Source organism: Cohnella baijiui, assembly GCF_020731285.1.
GTDB lineage: Bacteria > Bacillota > Bacilli > Paenibacillales > Paenibacillaceae > Cohnella.
On the sequence record NZ_JAJFOW010000023.1, the window covers coordinates 61114 to 79621 of the forward strand.

Annotated in this window: 18 protein-coding genes; 13 read left to right on the forward strand and 5 right to left on the reverse strand. The window is 59.4% G+C overall.

Annotated elements, in window-relative coordinates:
* The first annotated feature begins 84 nt into the window (after window positions 1-84).
* From LKX83_RS19650 to LKX83_RS19660, 3 genes are read left to right on the forward strand one after another with little or no spacing between them, the layout of a single operon-like run.
* On the forward strand, window positions 85-1770 hold the full coding sequence (locus LKX83_RS19650; protein ID WP_227884143.1) for a cache domain-containing sensor histidine kinase: 1686 nt from the start codon (window positions 85-87) through the stop codon (window positions 1768-1770).
* 19 nt (window positions 1771-1789) lie between these two features.
* The gene (locus LKX83_RS19655) at window positions 1790-3436 is read left to right on the forward strand and encodes a response regulator (RefSeq protein ID WP_227884076.1); all 1647 of its coding nucleotides are present in this window, start codon (window positions 1790-1792) and stop codon (window positions 3434-3436) included.
* A 49-nt stretch (window positions 3437-3485) separates the two neighbouring features.
* On the forward strand, window positions 3486-3650 hold the full coding sequence (locus LKX83_RS19660; RefSeq protein WP_227884077.1) for a hypothetical protein: 165 nt from the start codon (window positions 3486-3488) through the stop codon (window positions 3648-3650).
* 18 nt (window positions 3651-3668) lie between these two features.
* Here LKX83_RS19660 and LKX83_RS19665 read toward each other — a convergent pair whose 3' ends face one another.
* On the reverse strand, window positions 3669-4538 hold the full coding sequence (locus tag LKX83_RS19665; protein WP_227884078.1) for a helix-turn-helix transcriptional regulator: 870 nt from the start codon (window positions 4536-4538) through the stop codon (window positions 3669-3671).
* A 136-nt stretch (window positions 4539-4674) separates the two neighbouring features.
* Here LKX83_RS19665 and LKX83_RS19670 point away from each other — a divergent pair, with 136 nt between their 5' ends.
* Window positions 4675-5628: a phytanoyl-CoA dioxygenase family protein gene (locus LKX83_RS19670; RefSeq protein WP_227884080.1), complete on the forward strand. Its 954-nt coding sequence runs from the start codon at window positions 4675-4677 to the stop codon at window positions 5626-5628.
* 152 nt (window positions 5629-5780) lie between these two features.
* Here the strand turns inward: LKX83_RS19670 and LKX83_RS19675 are convergent, their stop codons facing one another.
* The gene (locus LKX83_RS19675) at window positions 5781-6236 is read right to left on the reverse strand and encodes an Lrp/AsnC family transcriptional regulator (RefSeq protein ID WP_370639103.1); all 456 of its coding nucleotides are present in this window, start codon (window positions 6234-6236) and stop codon (window positions 5781-5783) included.
* A gap of 148 nt (window positions 6237-6384) precedes the next feature.
* Here LKX83_RS19675 and LKX83_RS19680 point away from each other — a divergent pair, with 148 nt between their 5' ends.
* Together LKX83_RS19680 and LKX83_RS19685 are read left to right on the forward strand one after the other, a co-directional pair.
* Window positions 6385-7083, forward strand: coding sequence for a flavodoxin family protein (locus LKX83_RS19680; protein WP_227884082.1), 699 nt, complete (start codon window positions 6385-6387; stop codon window positions 7081-7083).
* A 193-nt stretch (window positions 7084-7276) separates the two neighbouring features.
* Window positions 7277-7492 carry a hypothetical protein gene (locus LKX83_RS19685; RefSeq protein ID WP_227884084.1) on the forward strand — a complete coding sequence of 72 codons (216 nt, stop codon included), beginning with the start codon at window positions 7277-7279 and terminating at the stop codon, window positions 7490-7492.
* Window positions 7493-7710: 218 nt separating this feature from the next.
* Here LKX83_RS19685 and LKX83_RS19690 read toward each other — a convergent pair whose 3' ends face one another.
* Window positions 7711-9045 carry an FAD-dependent oxidoreductase gene (locus tag LKX83_RS19690; protein ID WP_227884085.1) on the reverse strand — a complete coding sequence of 445 codons (1335 nt, stop codon included), beginning with the start codon at window positions 9043-9045 and terminating at the stop codon, window positions 7711-7713.
* A gap of 354 nt (window positions 9046-9399) precedes the next feature.
* A complete protein-coding gene (locus LKX83_RS19695; protein ID WP_227884087.1) occupies window positions 9400-9681 on the reverse strand; it encodes a hypothetical protein in 282 nt (93 codons plus the stop codon).
* A gap of 85 nt (window positions 9682-9766) precedes the next feature.
* Here LKX83_RS19695 and LKX83_RS19700 point away from each other — a divergent pair, with 85 nt between their 5' ends.
* From LKX83_RS19700 to LKX83_RS19730, 7 genes are all read left to right on the forward strand, one after another.
* Window positions 9767-10294 carry a hypothetical protein gene (locus tag LKX83_RS19700; RefSeq protein ID WP_227884089.1) on the forward strand — a complete coding sequence of 176 codons (528 nt, stop codon included), beginning with the start codon at window positions 9767-9769 and terminating at the stop codon, window positions 10292-10294.
* 2 nt (window positions 10295-10296) lie between these two features.
* Entirely contained in the window at window positions 10297-10791 is a 495-nt protein-coding gene (locus LKX83_RS19705; RefSeq protein WP_227884090.1) for a GNAT family N-acetyltransferase, read from the forward strand.
* Window positions 10792-10894: 103 nt separating this feature from the next.
* Window positions 10895-11182, forward strand: coding sequence for a late competence development ComFB family protein (locus LKX83_RS19710; RefSeq protein WP_227884092.1), 288 nt, complete (start codon window positions 10895-10897; stop codon window positions 11180-11182).
* Window positions 11183-11406: 224 nt separating this feature from the next.
* Window positions 11407-12405 (forward strand): globin-coupled sensor protein, encoded by a 999-nt coding sequence (locus LKX83_RS19715; RefSeq protein WP_227884094.1) that lies wholly within the window; start codon window positions 11407-11409, stop codon window positions 12403-12405.
* A 158-nt stretch (window positions 12406-12563) separates the two neighbouring features.
* On the forward strand, window positions 12564-13370 hold the full coding sequence (gene speD, locus LKX83_RS19720) for an adenosylmethionine decarboxylase (protein ID WP_227884095.1): 807 nt from the start codon (window positions 12564-12566) through the stop codon (window positions 13368-13370).
* A gap of 80 nt (window positions 13371-13450) precedes the next feature.
* Complete coding sequence (locus tag LKX83_RS19725) at window positions 13451-14494, forward strand: GTPase (protein WP_227884098.1); 1044 nt, start codon at window positions 13451-13453, stop codon at window positions 14492-14494.
* On the forward strand, window positions 14491-15102 hold the full coding sequence (locus tag LKX83_RS19730) for a hypothetical protein (RefSeq protein ID WP_227884099.1): 612 nt from the start codon (window positions 14491-14493) through the stop codon (window positions 15100-15102). The genes LKX83_RS19725 and LKX83_RS19730 overlap by 4 nt, the downstream gene beginning before the upstream one ends.
* 101 nt (window positions 15103-15203) lie before the next feature.
* Here the strand turns inward: LKX83_RS19730 and LKX83_RS19735 are convergent, their stop codons facing one another.
* Window positions 15204-18506, reverse strand: coding sequence for a DEAD/DEAH box helicase (locus tag LKX83_RS19735; RefSeq protein WP_227884100.1), 3303 nt, complete (start codon window positions 18504-18506; stop codon window positions 15204-15206).
* Window positions 18507-18508 lie beyond the last annotated feature (2 nt).

Here is an 18508-nt window from a genome sequence, read left to right on the forward strand (position 1 = left end):
TCCATCCGCCTCTCTTGTACGTCCCGAAAGGGCTCCGTCATAATGGAACTTAAAAAACAGATGAGGCGATCCATCGTGATCAAGATGAACAACTTCACCAAAGTGAACATATTGATTCTCATGCTGCTCATTCCCGTTCTCATTATGTACGCGTATTCTTACCGAACCAGCATCCGGGTGCTTCAGCAAAATATTCAGGACTCCCAGATGAGCCGGTTGTCGTTTCTTTTCAAGCAGCTGAACGATAACGTCAATCAATTGTCCATGATGGCCAACGTGCTCCTCAAAGACCCGAACGTGAAGGAGTTTCGCGACCTGGATTTGTACGGGGACGAAATCAACTTTTTCAAGACCGTGCAAATCATCAGCCAGAAGTTAAACCTTCAAAGCGTCGCCAATACGTTTTCCAATTCCATCGTCATCTACGCCCCTCGTATTCAAAAGGCGATCGGACAATATTCGCTCGTTTCTTACGACGCTCAAGATCTTTACGGACATGCCGATCCGAATTGGCGGTACGACAGGGAAACCGGCCAATTCATCTTATATGCGTTCGATCCCATCTACGAAAACAATGTTGCCGCGAATGCCAGATTAATCGCGAAAGTGAGCTTCAAGTCGGACAATATCGTGAAAATGCTGGACAACTATCATTCCGAAGGAACCGGGGAAACGTTCTTGTTTCGCCCGGGAGCCAGGACGATCGTCAAATCGAGCGACTATCCCGCCCTCATCGATCAAATCGCCGATCAAATCGGGCAGTGGAAGTTAGGGGAGCAAGGAAACGCGACGGTCGATATAGAGGGCTCCTCCTATATGATCAATTACCTGAAATCCAATGAGCTGGGCTGGTATTTGGTCGACTACGTGCCGCTGCAGAATATCCTGTCTCCGATCACCGCCAACCGCAAGTTTTTCTATTTATTTTTGGGCGTGATGCTGTTAGTCAGCCTGATGATTTCCTATATCTTATATCAAAACATCCGGATCCCGATCAAAGATTTGATTCGCAGCGTGCAGCAGCTCAAAAAAGGCAACTATTCGACCCGAATCCGGGTAAAGTCGGACAATGAGTTTACATTCCTGATCCTGAAGTTTAACGAAATGGCGGGCGAAATCGAGAATCTGATCGGCAAGGTGTATGCGGAAGAAATCCGTTCCCGCGAAGCGACCTTAAAACAGCTGCAATCCCAAATCAACCCCCACTTCTTATACAATTGCCTGGCCTTCATGAAAAGCATGGCCGTTCTGGAAGAGAAAGAGTCTATCGTCGCGATGGCCGTTAACTTGAGCAAATATTATCGCTACACGACGAGAAACGAACGGCAGCTCGTCACCGTGCGGGAAGAGATGGAGCTTGTCCGGCATTACTTGGCCATCCAGAACCTTCAAATGAAGCGATTGTCCATTCACATCGATATTCCCCCAACCATGCTCGATCTTCCAATCCCGCGATTGCTGATCCAGCCGGTCGTAGAGAACGCGATCATCCATGGCATCGAATCCGATCCGGATGCCGGACGCATCGTCATTCGCGGGGAGCAGGTCGAGGGCGAAAATTGGATTACGGTAGAAGACGACGGTCCGGGAATGAGCGACGAAGAGAGGCTTGCTCTCTCGAAAAAGATCAATCTTCCTCTGACGGACGAGATCGGGTGCGGTCTGTGGAACGTTCATCAACGGCTGAAATATCAGTTCGATCCGGAATCCGGACTCGTGTTCGAAGCTTCTCAACCCTCGGGACTAAAAGTGATTCTTCATTGGAAATAAGCGGGAAGGGGCATGCAGCATGTTTCGGATTTTGATCGTGGACGACCACGAACATCAGGTGGAGAGCTTGGTCAAGTCGATTCCCTGGGACGAGCTTGAATTCGACCAAGTGCATCAGGCCTACTCCGGCACGGAAGCGCTGGATCTTCTTCATGCGTGTCCTATCGATATCGTGATTACGGATATCCGCATGCCGGGAATGTCGGGGCTTGAGCTGCTTCAGCGCATTCGGCAAAAATGGAAAAGGATCAAATGCGTCCTGTTCAGCGGTTACGCCGATTTCGAGTATGCCCAACAAGCGATCCAATTCCATACCGACGACTACATCCTCAAGCCGGCGGACGACGCGGAGATCGTCGCCTGTTTGAGGAGATTAACGGAATCGATTCGCAAGGAATGGGAGGACGTCAGTTCCCATCAACGAACCCTCTATACGTTGAGAGAAAATTTCCCCAAGCTGAGAGACGGGTTGCTGAACGAATTGCTGCAAGGCCGTTCCTTCGCGGAGCAGGCTTTGTCCCAACAGCTTAGCGCCTTTGAAATTCCTTTCGCCGCGGGCGACGAGGTCATGCTGATGCTCGTCCGTATGGACGACTCGTTCTACGCTTACAACGATCGGGACGTTCATCTGAGGGAATACGCGATCGGGAACATGGCGGAAGAGATCTTCCGGGACGAGTACGTGTTGTGGAAGTGCAAGGATCCCCACGATTATCTCATCTTTCTGATGAAAAGGAAGCGGAGCCATCAAGAAGATTTTTCAGCGGAGGAAGGCGTCGTAGGCAGTTCGCACCGGTTAGAGCGCGAAGCGAGCGAGCTTCAGAACAGCGTCCAGACCTTTCTGCACGGAAAGATTTCTATTCTACTCAGCACGAAGGGAACGTTTCCGGGCGCTGTTCCGCAACTGTATCAGTCCTCGCTCCGCGTCGTCCGCCAACGCTTTGGAAAACAGGACGAGTTCTTGATCTCCGCCGATTCTTTCGATGACACTCCGCAGGTAAACTCTTCCGCAGGGTTGTACGATTCGCCCACGTTGATCCAGCTGCTGGAAGCGGGACGCTGGGAGGCGATCGAAGATAAGCTTCGGACCGTGTTCGGAGAAATGGTCAAGCTGGATCGGCAAACCCATCAGGAGCATCTCCTGGAAGTTTGCCTGACGGTCAGCGGCGCGCTGATCTATATTTCGCATAAAAACGGCAAGCTTCTGGAATCCGTCATCGGCGAAGATTGGGCCTTTCTTTTCCAGCCGAACCCTTTTCGCAGCGTCGATCAATTGCAGCAATGGGTGTGGCGGGTGCTGCGCAAGATGCAGGCCGACATGCAAAGCGAGCAGAACGAAACGGCTGCCTATCTCGTCCGAAGGGCCCAGCAGTACGTCGAGGATCATTTGTCGGGAGATACTTCTCTGCAGACAGTTGCCGACCACGTGCGCGTTCATCCGGTCTATCTGTCCCGCGTCTACAAATCCGAGACCGGAGAAGGTCTCAGCGGTTATATTTTACGATTGAAGATGGAGAAGGCAGAAAAAATGCTTTTGGACGGAAGCCAAAAGATCCATGAAATCGCCGAACGGTTGGGGTATGCCAATCCGCCCTATTTCATCAAGGTGTTCAAGAAGCATTCCGGGCTCACGCCTAAGGAGTTTCGCGAACATATGACGCGTTAACGACAAACTACAAGCTGCCCGGCAGCAGGAACGGTGGAGGAAGAAGGATATGAACATCCGTGTGGAGCTGAATCGGAATTGGACCGTGACCGGTTACGGGGATAACGGCCGCATCGTCGGTCCGATCGCGGGAACGGTTCCCGGCCATGTGCATACGAAACCGGGTGTTCCGCGGCGGCAGATGCCGGTCGTAACCTGCTGGAACGGCGAATAATGCTTGTATGCTGCATCCTTATATGAACTTCCGTAAATTTCGATATTCCAAGGGAGATATTCCATTCATTTTTTTAAATAATTTCGAGAAATAATGAACGTTCGACAGGTTCAATTGTCGGGCAATATCCGTAATCGACCGATCCGTTCCCTGCAAGAGCTGCTGGGCGCGGATCATTTTTTGTCGAATATGATAATCGTGAGGGGACATTCCGATATATTTGCGAAATAAACGGGCGGCATGTTCTTCGTGATAGGAAGTACACTCGCTCAACCACTTTCGTTCGTAAAGCTGTTCGGCGTTTTGATCCAGAAATCGTTTTAACCTTCTAATGGGCTCCGACAACAGCAGGTTTTGCTGCCGGGTCCATGCGAACAAACCTGTGAGCAGTTCAATGAATTTCGCCCGGCTTTGCAAGATGGAAAAGTCATCACCTTGACTATAAAGTTCCAGTAGTTTGGCAAAGATAGCTTGAATCCCGAACGTCGGGCGGCTGTGCTCCGGTAATAGAAACTGGGTTTCCGGGCGTTCCCCGAGCCATAGTTCATTATCTCGTTGTTCGTCGGTAAAAGCGGCTTCTTGAATGCCGGACGGATAGCTGGCTTCTATTGCATTCGACTGAAACAAAGAGAAATGCAATCCATAAACGGCAAACGGTTCCCGGACATCCGCGCGAAATTCATGGACGACGCCCGGCCCATAATAAAACAAGTCCCCTTCAGTCCCCTTATAGGTACGGTTCTGTATGCGTGCGCTCCCTTTGCCTCGGACCACATAAATCAATTGATGATCCTGGATGATGCGCGGTCCAAAGACAAATCCCGGTTCACAGGGGAGCAAATTGACCGAAACGATGCAAGGATGGATTGCTTTCCAACTGTATTTCAACATGAAACCTCCTTGTTACTTGATTAAAACTATGTTTGTAAAGTATAAATCGAATCTTACACAATCCAAATACAACGGTAATTCCTTCTGCTAAGATCGTATTATAAAGTATACAGAATGAATAGGAGGAATCAATATGGCTCAAGTCATGGAAGATCCGGCTAAACGCGAACCGACGAAAACCTTTGAAGACGCTTCCCCGTATTTGCACGATCCGATAGCGCTGCGGGAAAAAGCGGAGAAAGACGGGTATTTGTTTATCAAAGGTCTGATTCCGGTTGATACTATCTTGGGGTTGCGCAGGGAAATTCTGGAGATATTGGACCGCCGGGGATATCTGAACAAAAATCGTCCGCTGATGGAGGGGATTTGCGATTTAGATGCGATACACAGTCGGTTGACGGAGGAAGACGTTAACTTTAATGGTGTAGGCGTTCCCATGGACGTATACAGGGAAGTTCAGAAATTGGAATCGTTTCACGCATTGGCCCATGAACCTAAATTGCTCCAATTATATGAAACCTTGTTTGAAGAGAAACCTTTCCCGCACCCGCGAAATATCGGCCGCATCATGATGCCGCATACAAAATTGCATAAAACGCCGACCCATCAAGATTTTCTGCACATACAAGGATCCGAACAAACATGGACATGTTGGATGCCGATTGGCGATGCCACCCAACAAATGGGAGCTCTTGCGATTCTGGAGGGAAGCCATAAGGCCGGTCTGCTTGGCGTGACCCATGCACCGGGCGCGGGCGAGTTGGAATCGATCCTCTGCGGCTTAGGTTATGAGTGGGTTGCAGGGGACTATGGTGCCGGGGATCTTGTTACCTTTCATAGTCTGACTGTGCATAAAGCACTCTCCAACCGGTTGCCGGATCAAATTCGTATTTCCGCGGATATGCGTTTCCAACCGAGCAGCGCTCCTATTCAAGGAAATTCATTTTATCCTCACGGCCCTTATGAATGGGATGATTTGTATGAAGGTTGGCAACGTGAAGAGCTCAAATATTATTGGAAAAATAGCGACTTTACTCTTACACCCTACGACGAATCTATACGGTGGCAAAAAGAGAAAATTTGCTGAAGCTCGGAGAACCGAAGCACTGAAAAGTCGGCGTGAGGTGCGGCCCCGCAGCGATTTTTGCATAATCGCGCAAGGTTGCCCGCTCATGAAGAAAAGCCCCGGATTCGGGGCTTTTCTTGGCATTAATGGGCTTTGATGCTTATCAATGAAATTCAGACGGCGGAGGGGCCGCCTTCGTCGGGGAGGACGGGCTTGTGGGCGACCGGCGTCGAGAGGACGATCAGCGTCGTCGAGCTGCCGTAGCGGTCGCATTCGTTCTCGAAAGCCTCCAGCGCCGCCATCGAGGCGGAAGCGACTTGGAGCAGGTAGTTGTACTCCCCGCTGATCCGGTGGCATTCCAGGACGTGCGGCGAGGTCCGGCAGAATGCCGCGAACGCTTCGCACGACGCGGCGCGGAACAGCAGGAACGAGACGATCGGCTTGCCGACCGCCGCCGGGGGGACGTCCGCCCGGTATCGCGCGATCGCGCCTCCGTCCTCGAGGCGCCGCACCCGTTCGGTGGCGGCGGGCTGGGAGAGCGCGACGGTCCGGCCGAGCTCCGCCATCGTGATTCGGCCGTCCTCTTGCAGCGCCTGCAGGATCTTTTCGTCGATCGCATCCAGCTTCATTTCGCATCGCTCCTTGATTTTGAAGGTCATGGTCTAAATATAACTTGCAAATGCCCGCAAATCACGCGATATTCCATGATTGCGCAATGGAGGGGAGGCGTTTGGTCGCGTAAAATGAGACCTATCTTCGAAGAGGGAGGTTTCGCGCATGACGCTGCAGCCATTGGAGACCGGACGGACGAGCCGGGAAGGGGACGCATCGGGCGCGCCGCCGCAGCTGCTCATCCTGGTCGGCAGTCCGCGCCGGACGGGCAATTCCGCCGCCTTGGCGGACGCCGTGCGGCGCGGCGCCGAGGAAGCGGGCGCGCAGGTGAAGGTGCGCCGCCTGGACGATTATATCGAGGGATTTCTCCGCGACTGCCGCACGTGCAGGCGGCCGGACGGAGAGTGCGCCATCGGGGATCGCTACCGGACGCTGCTGTTCGAGGATTTCCTGCCGGCGCAGGGCGTGGTGTTCTGCTCTCCGATTTATTGGTATGGGCTGTCCGCCCAGACGAAAGCCTGGTTCGACCGGACCTTCTGCTACTACGCGGGCGCCTACCCGGACTCCCCGCGCGTGATCGCCGGGATGACCGGCAAGCGGATCGGACTCGCGCTCGCCTCGGAGGAAACCTACCCCGGCGCCGCGCTCGGCATCGTCCATCAAGTGCAAGAGTACGCCCGCTACACGCGCTCTTCGTTTGTCGGCTTCGTCCGCGGCGTGGGCAATCGCCGGGGCGAGGTGGAGAGGGACCCCGCCTTTCCGCTGCAGGAGGCCGAGCGGCTGGGCCGCGAGTTTTTCGCGCGGCCGTATTCGGATTACCGGCTCGACACGCCTCGCAGCGGATCGGTCTGGCCGACTGTGTGAGTCCGGACGTGCTGCTGGTCGAGGCCGCAGAGGAAGCATAGGCGCGCTTCCGACTAAGCCGCCATTGACATCCGGTTCGCAACTTGATAAGACTGGTGTAGGACCGAAAGGACGGGCCTCCGCCGGTCTTTTCTCCTTTTGCGGGAGAAGGCGTTTGGGGCGGCCGAAGGAAAGGCGAACGAGGTGATTCCATATGACCGAACAATCCGGGACAAATCGGACGGACGCTGCTGCAGAAGAGCCCAAGAAGATCAGTCTGGCCGAAGCGATGAAGATGAAGCTCGCGGCGAAGAAGCAGGCGCAGGCCGGGGGCAAAGGCAGCCAGGACCACTATTCCACGGATACCAAAAAGATGAAGAGCCAGATCAACAAGAAGCCGAACAACCAGAAACGCCGCACGGGCGTTTAGAGCGTCGCAGGCGGCTGCGGTTGAGGTTGGGCGCTCTTCCGCTTTCTCTGCGGCGATGACCGCAGATTGCGGCTAACGCGGCGCGAAAGCGGCGTTCGGAGGCTGCGATGACCGCAGAATGCGGCTAACCCATTGCCGCGCGAGTCCGCGCTTCCTCGATCCAGCGCAAAAAAGCCAATTCCGAAACTTCGGAATTGGCTTTTTCGCGTGCCTCGGGTTCAGGCTTGAAGCGCCTGCAGGCCGGCCTGGTTCAGCAGATTCCAGGGCTTGTTGTAATGCGGCTGGAAGAAGAAGTCGACGAAGCCCAGCTCCTCGATCGTCATCCGGTTCTGGATGCAGACCGACAGCGTATTGACCGACTGGGTAAGGTCCGCCTTCGACAGCACCTGCGCACCGACGATCCGGCCGCCATCTTCCTCGTAGACGATCTTAAGCAGCGCCTGCTCGAACGTCGGCATGAACTCGGGGCGGAAGTTGTCCTCGATCGTGATGCTTTTCACATGAAGTCCCGCATCCAGCGCCGCTTGCTCGGTCAAGCCGGTCGAAGCGATATTCAGGTCGAACAGCTTGAGCCCCGACGTGCCTTGCGTCCCCAAATATTTGGTCGTCGGTTCGACGAGGTTGCGCGCGACGAGCGTGCCCATCCGGACGGCATTGGTCGCGAGCGGGATATAGGCGGGTTTGCCGGTCGGGTTGTAGCGAATGGCGCAGCTGTCGCCGGCGGCAAAGACGTCCGGGCAGCTCGTGCGCATGTACTCGTCGACGACGATGGCGCCGTTCGGGAGCATGAGCACCTGATCTTTCAGCAGTTCGGTGTTCGGCCGGAAGCCGATGCAGAGGATGACGAGATCGGCCGCATGCTCGCCGGCCGTCGTGACGACCTTCGTCACTCGTCCCGCCTCGCCTTCGAAGCCGGTCACCCCTTGGCCGAGCGCCAGCTCGACGCCGCGGTCGCGCAGCGCTTCCTCCACCCGGCTCGTGAACGTCTCGTCGAGATACTTGAACAGCACCCGCGGCGTGCTATCGATCAAAGTGACCTGCTTGCCAAGCTGCTCGAACGCTTCGACGAGCTCCACGCCGATGTATCCGGCTCCGACGACGGCGATCCGCTTGGCCTGGGCGGCTTTTTGGATGATCGTCTGGGCGTGCGCGTAGTTTTTGCAGAGCAGCACGTTATCCAGATCCATGCCCGGCATCTGCGGCACGATCGGCCACGAGCCGGTCGTGACGACGAGTTTGTCGTACGTATCCTCGCGAGTCTCGCCGGTTTCCAGGTCCCGCACGGTCAGCGTCTTGTAGACGGTGTCGACCGCGAGGACATCATGCCGCATCTTCGTGACGACGCCGAGATCGGCGAGCGTCTGCGGGGTGGCGTAGAAGAGCTGGCCGGCGTCCCGGACGACGCCTCCGACGTGCAAGGCGATGCCGCACGAGAGGAACGAAATATTGTCGTTGCGTTCATAGACGGTGATTTGGGCGTCGGGATGAAGCTTGGCCATTTGGGTAATGGCGGCGGTGCCGGCGTGCGTGCAGCCGATGACGACGACTTTCATGGAAAGGCCTCCTTCAAGTATTGTGAATCAATTCACAAGTTGATGCGCAGCGAGAGGCGAAAAGAGAGAAGGTACGAGCGCATGTACGAAATGTACGATTGGTTGTGATTTAATTCACAATCTGTTGTTGCTCTTATCATATGCGGGTTGGTCGAAAAAGGCAATAGATTTCGTGAAAAAAATCACAATATCGGTGACGAAATGTTGAACGGGCGAAACAGCACGAGCAACAGGCTTGAAAAACAGCGCGCAACCCAACGGGGGCCGTCATCCGAACAGCCCGCCGAGGGCGCAATAAGCTGCAAGGCACATGTAACGCCGGGTTACAGCACGCAAGGGTGCCGCTAGCCGTCTTTACAAAGGCGGCCCAGGCGGCGCTTCGGGCGGGACGTTCGGATTGACGTCCGGCACCTCCTCGGGTTTGATCTCCGGAAGGGGATCCGGCACGATCTCCGGGCGCGGCTGCTCGGGACGGATTTCCGGCGAAGGAGGCGGCTTGATCTCCGGACTCGGCTGTACGGGTTGGATCTCGGGCAACGAGGGCGACGTAATATCCGGCGGCGACGGCGGCGGCGTGCTGGGCGGCTCCGGGGGAAAGGCGGGCAAATTATCGGGAGACAGATAAGATTCCATCATCGGTCGATCGCTCCTTTCGCTATAGCCTTCTTTACCCCAAACCCGGTATGATGAAAGAATGAACCGAGAAAAGGAGCCGGCGTCCATGTTCGATCCCACCATATTTGACAATCTGAAAGTCGCGCTCGAGAATCGCATCTACGATCTGGACAACCTGGACGGCGTCATCCGGGTCTCGGACCGCGTCGATCGGCTCGAGCTGGCCGCAATGGCGCGCGCCTTTTCGATCCGTTTTCACCTCGCCGCGTATCCGGCTATCGAGGCCCGGATCGGTCTCGAGGCCTCGCTGCAGGACCTCGCCGCCGAGATCCTCGAGACGCCCGGCGCTTCCCCGGGCTGCGCGCTGCGGGTCGGCTTCCGGCTGGAGACGGACGATCCGGAGCGGACGTGTCCGCAGCTGGAGCGTCTCATGCGGGAGGTGTGGGGCGAGGGGCTGTCCCCGAAGCTGACCGTCCGCTACGAATTCGGGGAGGCGCGACCGAGATATCGCGTATCGGCTGAGCTGCCATTCGGCCGGAAAATCAACGAGGAGCAGATGGAGGATCTGGACGACCTCGTCGATCACGCGCTCCGATCGCTTGAGCTACTTTGTTCCGAGCTGAAGGAGGGCTGACAATGGACAAAGACATCGCACTGGTACCGGTCACCCGGGACAACTGGCTGGAGGCGCTCCGTTTGCGGGTTTCCGAAGGTCAGCAAGCATTCGTGCCGAGCGTGGCCGTCTCGCTAGCAAAGGTCTCGATCAAGCCGGACGGAGATCACGTAACCTACCTCCCGTTCGCCATCCATGCAGACGGGGCCATGGTCGGCTTCGTCATGCACGCTTACGAGCCGGGCACGACGGACGGCTATTGGATCAACGGCTTTTTGATCGATGCCGCCTATCAGGGACGCGGGAACGGTACGGCGGCGCTGAGACGGATGATCGACCTCATTCGCGAGCGCGCACCCGAATGCCGGGAGATCCGGCTCACCGTCCATCTGGACAACGGCGCCGCGGAACGGCTGTACGCGCGTCTCGGCTTTCGCCGGACCGGCCAGGTCTGGGGAGACGAGCGGGTAATGCGGCTCGCGGAGGCCGAAGTGGGCGAACGAGGCCGTAGCGTCTGACCAACCCGGACCAAGGGCGTAGACCGTTAGACCTGCTGACTTCCCGCGATCGCTTATGCTATCCTGTAGGTACATTTTGCCAACGGTGCTTAAGGAGAATCGCATGGAACTTTCCCGCGCGGCTTCCGTCCTGAACGTCATGGAGCCGATCGTCATCGACACGTTCAAGGAGCATATCCTCACCAACCGCACGCTGAAGTGCGATTGCGAAAAGTGCAAGCTGGACATCGTCCTTCTGACGCTGAATCATCTGCAGCCCCACTACACGTCCACGCAGGCCGGCGAAGCGTATATCAAGGCGCTGTTCATGAATACGCAGCTCCAATCGGACGTCATTCAGGAGCTGACCCGCTCCCTGCAAGTCGTCGAGGACAATCCCAATCACGACTGAACTCGAATCGCGCGCCCTTCGCGGCGTACTTCCGTCAGAGCCTCCCGGTCCCGGGGGGCTCTTGGCGTTCGTAGCAGCCCAATCCAGGCCCGCCGCCCCTTTCCAGGGCGCTGGTCCCGACACAGCCGGGTCCCGGAGCAAGACGTTAGAAGAAAGTGTCGATTTAAGGCGATTGTTGGTGTAAAGTGGAAGAAAGCAATATATTACATCGTGGGGGATCGTTTATGATTCGAGTGGACGAAGCCAGACAGACACAGCTGGCATATATCGGGCTCACAGAGCAGGATTTGGCCTATCTGAAGCGCCAGAAGGCGCACTTCGAGGCGATCGCCGACGCGGTCGTCGATCAGCTCTACGACCATATCACCCGGCAGCCGGAGCTCGCGCGCATCATCGAAGACCACAGCACGATCGAACGTCTGAAGAAGACGCAGCGATGGTACTTCATGACGATGGTCGAAGGCGAGATCGACATGGCCTATATCGAGAAAAGGCTCCATGTCGGCAGCATTCACTCGCGCATCGGACTGACGACCGATTGGTACCTTGGAACCTATATGCGTTACCTGGACATCGCCGTCCAGCACTTCAAGCGCGCCGCGCCGGACGAGTGGATGGACATCGTGCTCGCGCTGTCCAGAATGTTTAACCTGGACTCCCAGCTTGTGCTCGAAGCGTACGAGCATGACGAGAAGCAGAAGATCCAGCGCCTGTCGGACGAGCGTCAGGAGACGCTGGCCAAAGTCGGCAAAGCCGTGCAGGAGCTCGCGGCGATGATGGTTCAACTGAGCGGCAGCAGCCAATCCGTGGCGGACACGGCCAACCGGACGGCCGAAGTGCAGGAGCAGGCGCACGACAAGGTTGACCTGCTGCGCGACAAGATCGGCGAGATCGCCAGCGTCGGCACGCTCCTCCAAGAGGTGTCCGACCAATCGCACCTGCTCGGGCTGAACGCTGCGATCGAAGCGGCGCACGCCGGCGAGTTCGGCAGCGGGTTCGGCGTCGTCGCGAACGAAATCCGCAAGCTCGCGACGCATTCGAAGGATTCGCTCAAGGTGATCAAGACCAAGCTGAGCGAGATTTCGGGCGTGCTCGGCGAGGTTCTCCAGGACTCGGAGCTCACTTCGCGGCTCGCGCGCGAGCAGGCGGCCAGTTCTGAGGAGCTGACCTCGTTCGTCCATATGATCGAGTCGGTCGCGCACGATCTGGAGCGCATTCAATAATTCGCTTCTTCTTCGTCAGGACCTCTTTTCCGCCAAGCGCGCGGGAAGGGGGTCCTTTGCTTTGCCGCCGTCTCTCCAAGGTTGGCCGGACCGGCAGACGTACGCGGAATCGTTCCCGGCGAGAGAGGGTAATATGAGGGAAGAATGGAGGGATCCTCATGGCACTGACGCCGGAACAGCGCGTGACGCTGCACGGTTTCAACAACTTGACGAAGTCGCTCAGCTTTAACATGTACGACATCTGCTACACGAAGACGAAGGAAGAGCGCGAAGCGTACATCGCCTACATCGACGAGCAGTACAACTCGGACCGGCTGACCAAAATTTTGAACGCCGTCGCCGACATCATCGGCGCGCACGTCCTCAATACCGCCAAACAGGACTACGTGCCGCAAGGGGCGAGCGTGACCCTGCTCGTCTCGGAGGGCCCCGTCGTCGAAGTGCCGACGGAGTCGTTCGACGAATCGCCCGGTCCGTTTCCCGATAATGTCGTCCTGCAGCTGGACAAAAGCCATATTACCGTCCATACCTATCCGGAATACCATCCGAAAGAGGGGATCAGCACGTTCAGGGCGGACATCGACGTGTCCACCTGCGGCGAGATTTCCCCGCTGAAGGCACTCAACTATTTGATTCATTCGTTCGACACCGACATGATGACGATCGATTATCGGGTGCGCGGCTTTACGCGGGACATCGACGGCTACAAGCTGTTCATCGACCACGACATCAACTCGATCCAGAACTACATCCCGGACGCCGTCATCGACGCCTACGACATGATCGACGTTAACGTGTACCAGGAGCATATTTTCCATACCAAGTGCAAGCTGCGGGAGTTCGACCTGAATAATTACCTGTTCAGCTATACGAAAGAAAAGCTGTCCGTCCGGGAGCAGGAGGATATCACGGAGCGGCTTAAGATCGAAATGGACGAGATTTTCTACGGCAAAAATATTCGGTAGCGGGTCGGGCGCGGCCGCATCTTCGCGGCCTTCCTTTGCGTATATCGCATATAGAGACGGTAAAAAAGGGGTGCGGGGCCATGAAAAGCTTGCGCGAAGAAGCGGCGCGGCTGCGTCAAGACATCGAGAACGAGCAGCGGGACAAACTGAAGATTGCCTTGTTCGGCCAACCGGGCGCCGGCAAGTCGTCGCTCATCAATCAGATCGTCGGGCGACCGGTGGCGAAAACGGGAGCGACGACGGACATGACGACGGAAGCCCAGCTCATCGCGCACGACGAGCTGCTGCTCGTCGACCTGCCGGGGTACGGCACGACGCGCTTTCCGCCGAACGAGTGGATGGAGCGGTTCCGGCCGGAGGAGCTCGATCTGTTCCTTTGCGTCTTCTCGGGCAAGTTCCACGAGGCGGACTCGACATTTTTCAAGGAGCTGCGGGAGCAAGGCCGGGTGTGCCTGTTCGTGCGCAACAAGCTGGACGATCTATGGGAGGACGGCAAAACGCGGGAGGAGCTCGAAGCCGAGATCTCGGCGGACGTACGCCGGCAGGTCGGCTCCGACGAGCCGGTCCGCTTCGTCAGTTGCCGGACGTGCGAAGGATTGGCCGAGCTGGTGGATGCCATTTACGCGGCGCTCGACCCGGCCAAGCGCGACAAGTACGCGCGTTCGGCGAAGGCTTACAGCATGGCCCATCTCCAGGCGAAGCGCGAAGCCTGCGAAAAAGCCGTGTACAAATACGCCGGACTGGCCGCGGCGAACGGCCTGAATCCGATCCCCGGGGTGAACGTCGGCGTCGACATCTCCATCATGCTCAAGCTGTTCGCGGACGTTCGCAGCGCCTACGGCCTGACCGACGAGAAGGTGAACAAGCTGATCCCCTCGCTGCTGCCGCTCGGCAAGCGGGTGCTCGACTATTCGACGAAGGAAGGGATCACGCTCCTGCTCAAGCGGTTCGTGGGCAAGGGGGCGTCCGTCCAGGTCGGGCGCTTCGTACCGATCATCGGTCAGGCGGTCGCGGCGGCCGCCGGATTCGGCCTCACGCTGGCGGCCGGCAAATCCTACCTGAACGACTGCCATCAGCTGGCGGAGGGCATCCTGGCCGCCGAGCTCGGCCTCGCGGAGGCATGAGCCGGCGCGGAGCGGATTCCGGGGCCGAGGCGCGGCTTCGGGCGATCTTCGCGCGGCTGCGGTCGGAGCTGCTCGCCGCCCACCGCGCGCACCGCAAGGTCGCCCTGCTCGGCCAGCCCGGCGGCGGCAAGTCGACGCTGCTCGACCTCGTCACGGACCGCGGCTGCGTCCCGAGGCCGGTCATCGGCCAACGGACGGACGCGTTCGAATGGAGCCGTTGGGAGGATGGGCCGCAGAGGCCGCCCGTCTTGCGCTACCGCGATTTCGCCTTCGTGGACGCCCCGGGTTACGACACGCTCGCCCATCCGGCAGAGGTGTTCGCGGAGGCGTTCCCGTTCGACGTCTTCGATCGGATCCTCCTCGTGCTGGGCGGCAAAGTTCGCGCCGCCGACGATCGGATCTGGCGCGCGCTCCGGCAGCGGTCGCTGACCGCGAGGACGCTCGTCGCCCGCGGCTTCGCCGAGAGCCTGACCGAGGAGGAGCGGGCGGCTGTAAGCGCGGAGCTGTCCGGCCGGTTCGACGGCCGGTTCGTCCTGTTCAGCAACCGGGAGCGGACCGGACTCGCGGAGATCGGGCGGTTCGTCGGCTTGGCGGGAGATGATCGCTAGCCGGCGCCATACAGGACAACAAGCCCTTGGCCTGCGGAGGCCAAGGGCTTGATTGCGTTGCGGTGGCGTACGGGTCCGGACGAGGAAGGACGCTTATCCGCTTATCCGATCGACAGGAGCTCGCGGATTTCTTGCTCGGTCAGGGCGGACAGCGCCTCCTGGCCGGGCTGGACGACCTCGTCGATCAGATTTTTTTTGCGCTGCTGCAGCTCGTGCATCTTTTCCTCCACCGTGCCTTGCGCCACGAGCCGGATGACCTGGACGACGCGGCGCTGACCGATCCGGTGCACGCGGTCCGCGGCCTGCTGCTCCACGGCCGGATTCCACCAGAGGTCGTAGAGGATGACGGTGTCCGCGCCCGTCAGGTTCAAGCCGGTCCCGCCGGCTTTGAGCGAAGCGAGGAAGAGCTCCCGCTCGCCCGCGTTGAACCGGTCGCACAGCAGGGTCCGTTCGGCGGCCGGCGTCTGCCCGTCCAGGTAAAAGAGCGGGATGCCCCGCTCGCCCAGCGCCCGGCGGATGAGGCCGAGCATCTCGGTGAATTGCGAAAAGACGAGCGCCCGTCTGCCCGCGCGCCGGCACTCCTCGAGGATGTCCAGAAGCAGCTCGAACTTGGCCGAGCCGCCGGCGTAGTCTTCCACAAACAGGGCGGGGTGGCAGCACAGCTGCCGCAATCGCGTCAAGCCTGCCAGGATGCGGATGCGGTTCTGATGGAACGTCTCGCGGTCCAGGTGCTTCAGCGCTTCGTTTTTCAACTTGGCCAGGTAAGCGGCGTAGAGCTTTTTCTGCTCGGGCAGCAGTTCGGACGTCTGGATCGACTCGATCTTCTCCGGCAGCTCCCGCAGCACGTCGGCTTTGACCCGGCGAAGGACGAACGGACGGATCCGCTCCGCCACCGACGCCCGCGACATCTCGGCGAACGCACGCCGGCCCGGCAGGAGCGTCGGGAAGACGGCGCCGAAGATGGCGTGAAGCTCCTCCAGCGCGTTCTCGATCGGCGTGCCGGTGAGGGCGAAGCGATGCCGCGCCCGGATGCGCTTGACCGCTTGCGCCGTCTGGGTCGCCTCGTTTTTGATCGCCTGCGCTTCGTCCAGCAAGAGGGTATGCCAATCGACCGCCGCGTAGCGGCCGATATCGCGGCGGAGCAACGGATACGACGCGATCACGACGTCGGCGCCGGACAAGTCGCGCAGCGCCGCTTCCCGTTCCTTGCGGCTGCCGTCCGCGACGACGACGCGCACGCCGGGGGCGAACTTGGCCAGCTCGCTCCGCCAGTTGTACATGAGCGACGCCGGGCAGACGACGAGCGCCGGCGTGCCGCGCTCGCGGATTTCGGCGAGGACCGAGACGAGGAAGGCGATGCTCTGCACCGTCTTGCCGAGTCCCATGTCGTCGGCGAGGATGCCGCCGAAGCGGTAGCCGGCGAGCGTCTTCATCCACTGGTAGCCGTACGTCTGATAATCCCGCAGGACGGCGTTCAGCCCCTCGGGCGCGGGAACGTCCGCTTGATCCGGGCGGCGGACGTTCGAGAGGAGCTGCCTCAGCGACCGTCCGAGCTTGACGGAGGATCCGTAGTCGTCCGAGTCCGCCAAGCCCAGCGCGCGCGCGGCCGGAAGGCGAAGCTGCGACTCCTTCCACTCGGCGCTGCGGATGCCGACGCTATCCAGCAGGCGGCCGATTTCGGCGAAGTCCCGGCGCCGCAGCGGCACCAAGGCGCCGCTGGCGAGGCGGTGATACTTCCGCTTGTGCTCGAGCGATTGGAGGAGCGACCGGATCTCCGACTCCGGAATGCCGGCCATCTCGAACTTGAAGTCGAGCCAGTCGGTCCGCTCGTCCACGTCGACCTTCACCTTCACGGGCGCGTTGCCCTGGAACAGCCGGACTTTGACGGCCGATGTCGCGTAAACCGTGAGCAGCGGCTCGAGCTGCGGGACGATCTCGTACAGGAACGCAAACTCGCCGTCCTCGTCGCCTCCCATGACGTAGCCCGCCTCCGTTTTCGCGAAGGCGCTGCTCTCCATCAGCTCCAGAATCCGCCGCTCTCGTTCCCCGTCCCGCACGAGAATCCGGTGCGAGCCTCGCTCCGCGTCGGCAGGCTCGAGCGGGTTGACGACGAGATCGCCGTAGTGAAACTCCAGCCCCGCGAGCAGCCGGTCCCGGACCCGGTCCAGGTACAGATGCGCCTTCAGCGGCGCCTGCACGAGGCGTTCGGACACGGCCTCGGCGACGACGACGCGGCCGAGGCGCATGAGGCCGGGCACGACGCGGTTCATGAACGCCTCCATCCGTTCTTCCGGGATGCGGACGCCAGGCGTCCCGGCGCTGCCGAGCATGCGCTGCAGCTCGAGAAGGCGAACGCAAGCGGCAGGCTCCATCCGGTGCACGCGGCCTTCCGCAAGTACGGCGCCGTACGCTTCCAGGATGACGGCTTCGCTCAGCCCCTCGGTCTCCAGCCGGAAGCCGTCGTCCTCCTCCGCGCGATCGAAGGAGAAACGCAGCGGGAGCGGCTCGTCCGAAGTACGGAAGCCGTCGAAGCTCCGCTCTCCCTGCACGGTCTGAACGAGCGGGGCGCGCTCGAGAAGCGGGATCAGGTCCGGCCAAGCGGCGGGAGGCACGAGCAGCAGCCGGTCGCCTCCGCGGCTGGCCGCGCCCTGTGCATATAGACTCGCCGTCTCCCGGTACAGCGCTTCGTCGCGAACGAGCTGCGCGAGCCGCCGCAGCACATCATCGTCTTCCCGGCCGAAGCGGTGCAGCTCCGGATCGTAGGCGAACAGCTTGGTGAACGGATAGCACTTGGCGCGATCCAGGCAGGTCAGGAAGTCGCGGATGCGCGGAACGGCGAACGTTCGCTTCGGACCGGCCTTGAGCTCGATCCCGATCAGCGCGCGGCCGTCGGCATATCGGTACGGCTTGCACGCGATCTCGAGAATGAGCGGCGTCCGCGCGTCGAACAGCCGGCGTCCTCCGCTCGGGGAAGCGGGCTTGTCCTCGAACAGCCGCAGCACGTCTTCGGCGGACGCTTCGCGAGCCGATCCGCCCGGCGTCATGGCGTCGTCCGCCGCGAAGGCGGCCTGCGCCGCCGGACGGCGGGCGGCGGACGGGGAGCGGCGGGCGTACTCCCGGTCCCATACTTCCAGCAGCACGGCCGCGATATGGTTGCATGCTTTGTCGTAGGAAGCGAGCGAGGGGCAGGTGCACCGCGCGGCGATGTCGCCCGCCCCGGAGATGCCGGCCTTCACCTCGTAGCTGCCGTTGCCGCTGCCCCTGACCGTCGCTTCGTAGCGGCCGGCTTCCGCGTCGTAGCGGGTGAAGGCCACTCTGCCCGCGCGCGCGTAGGCTTCGCCGCTTTCGAAGGCGATGCGTCCGCAGAGCGACTTGATCGCCTGGCGGTTAAACGGGGCGCTCATCG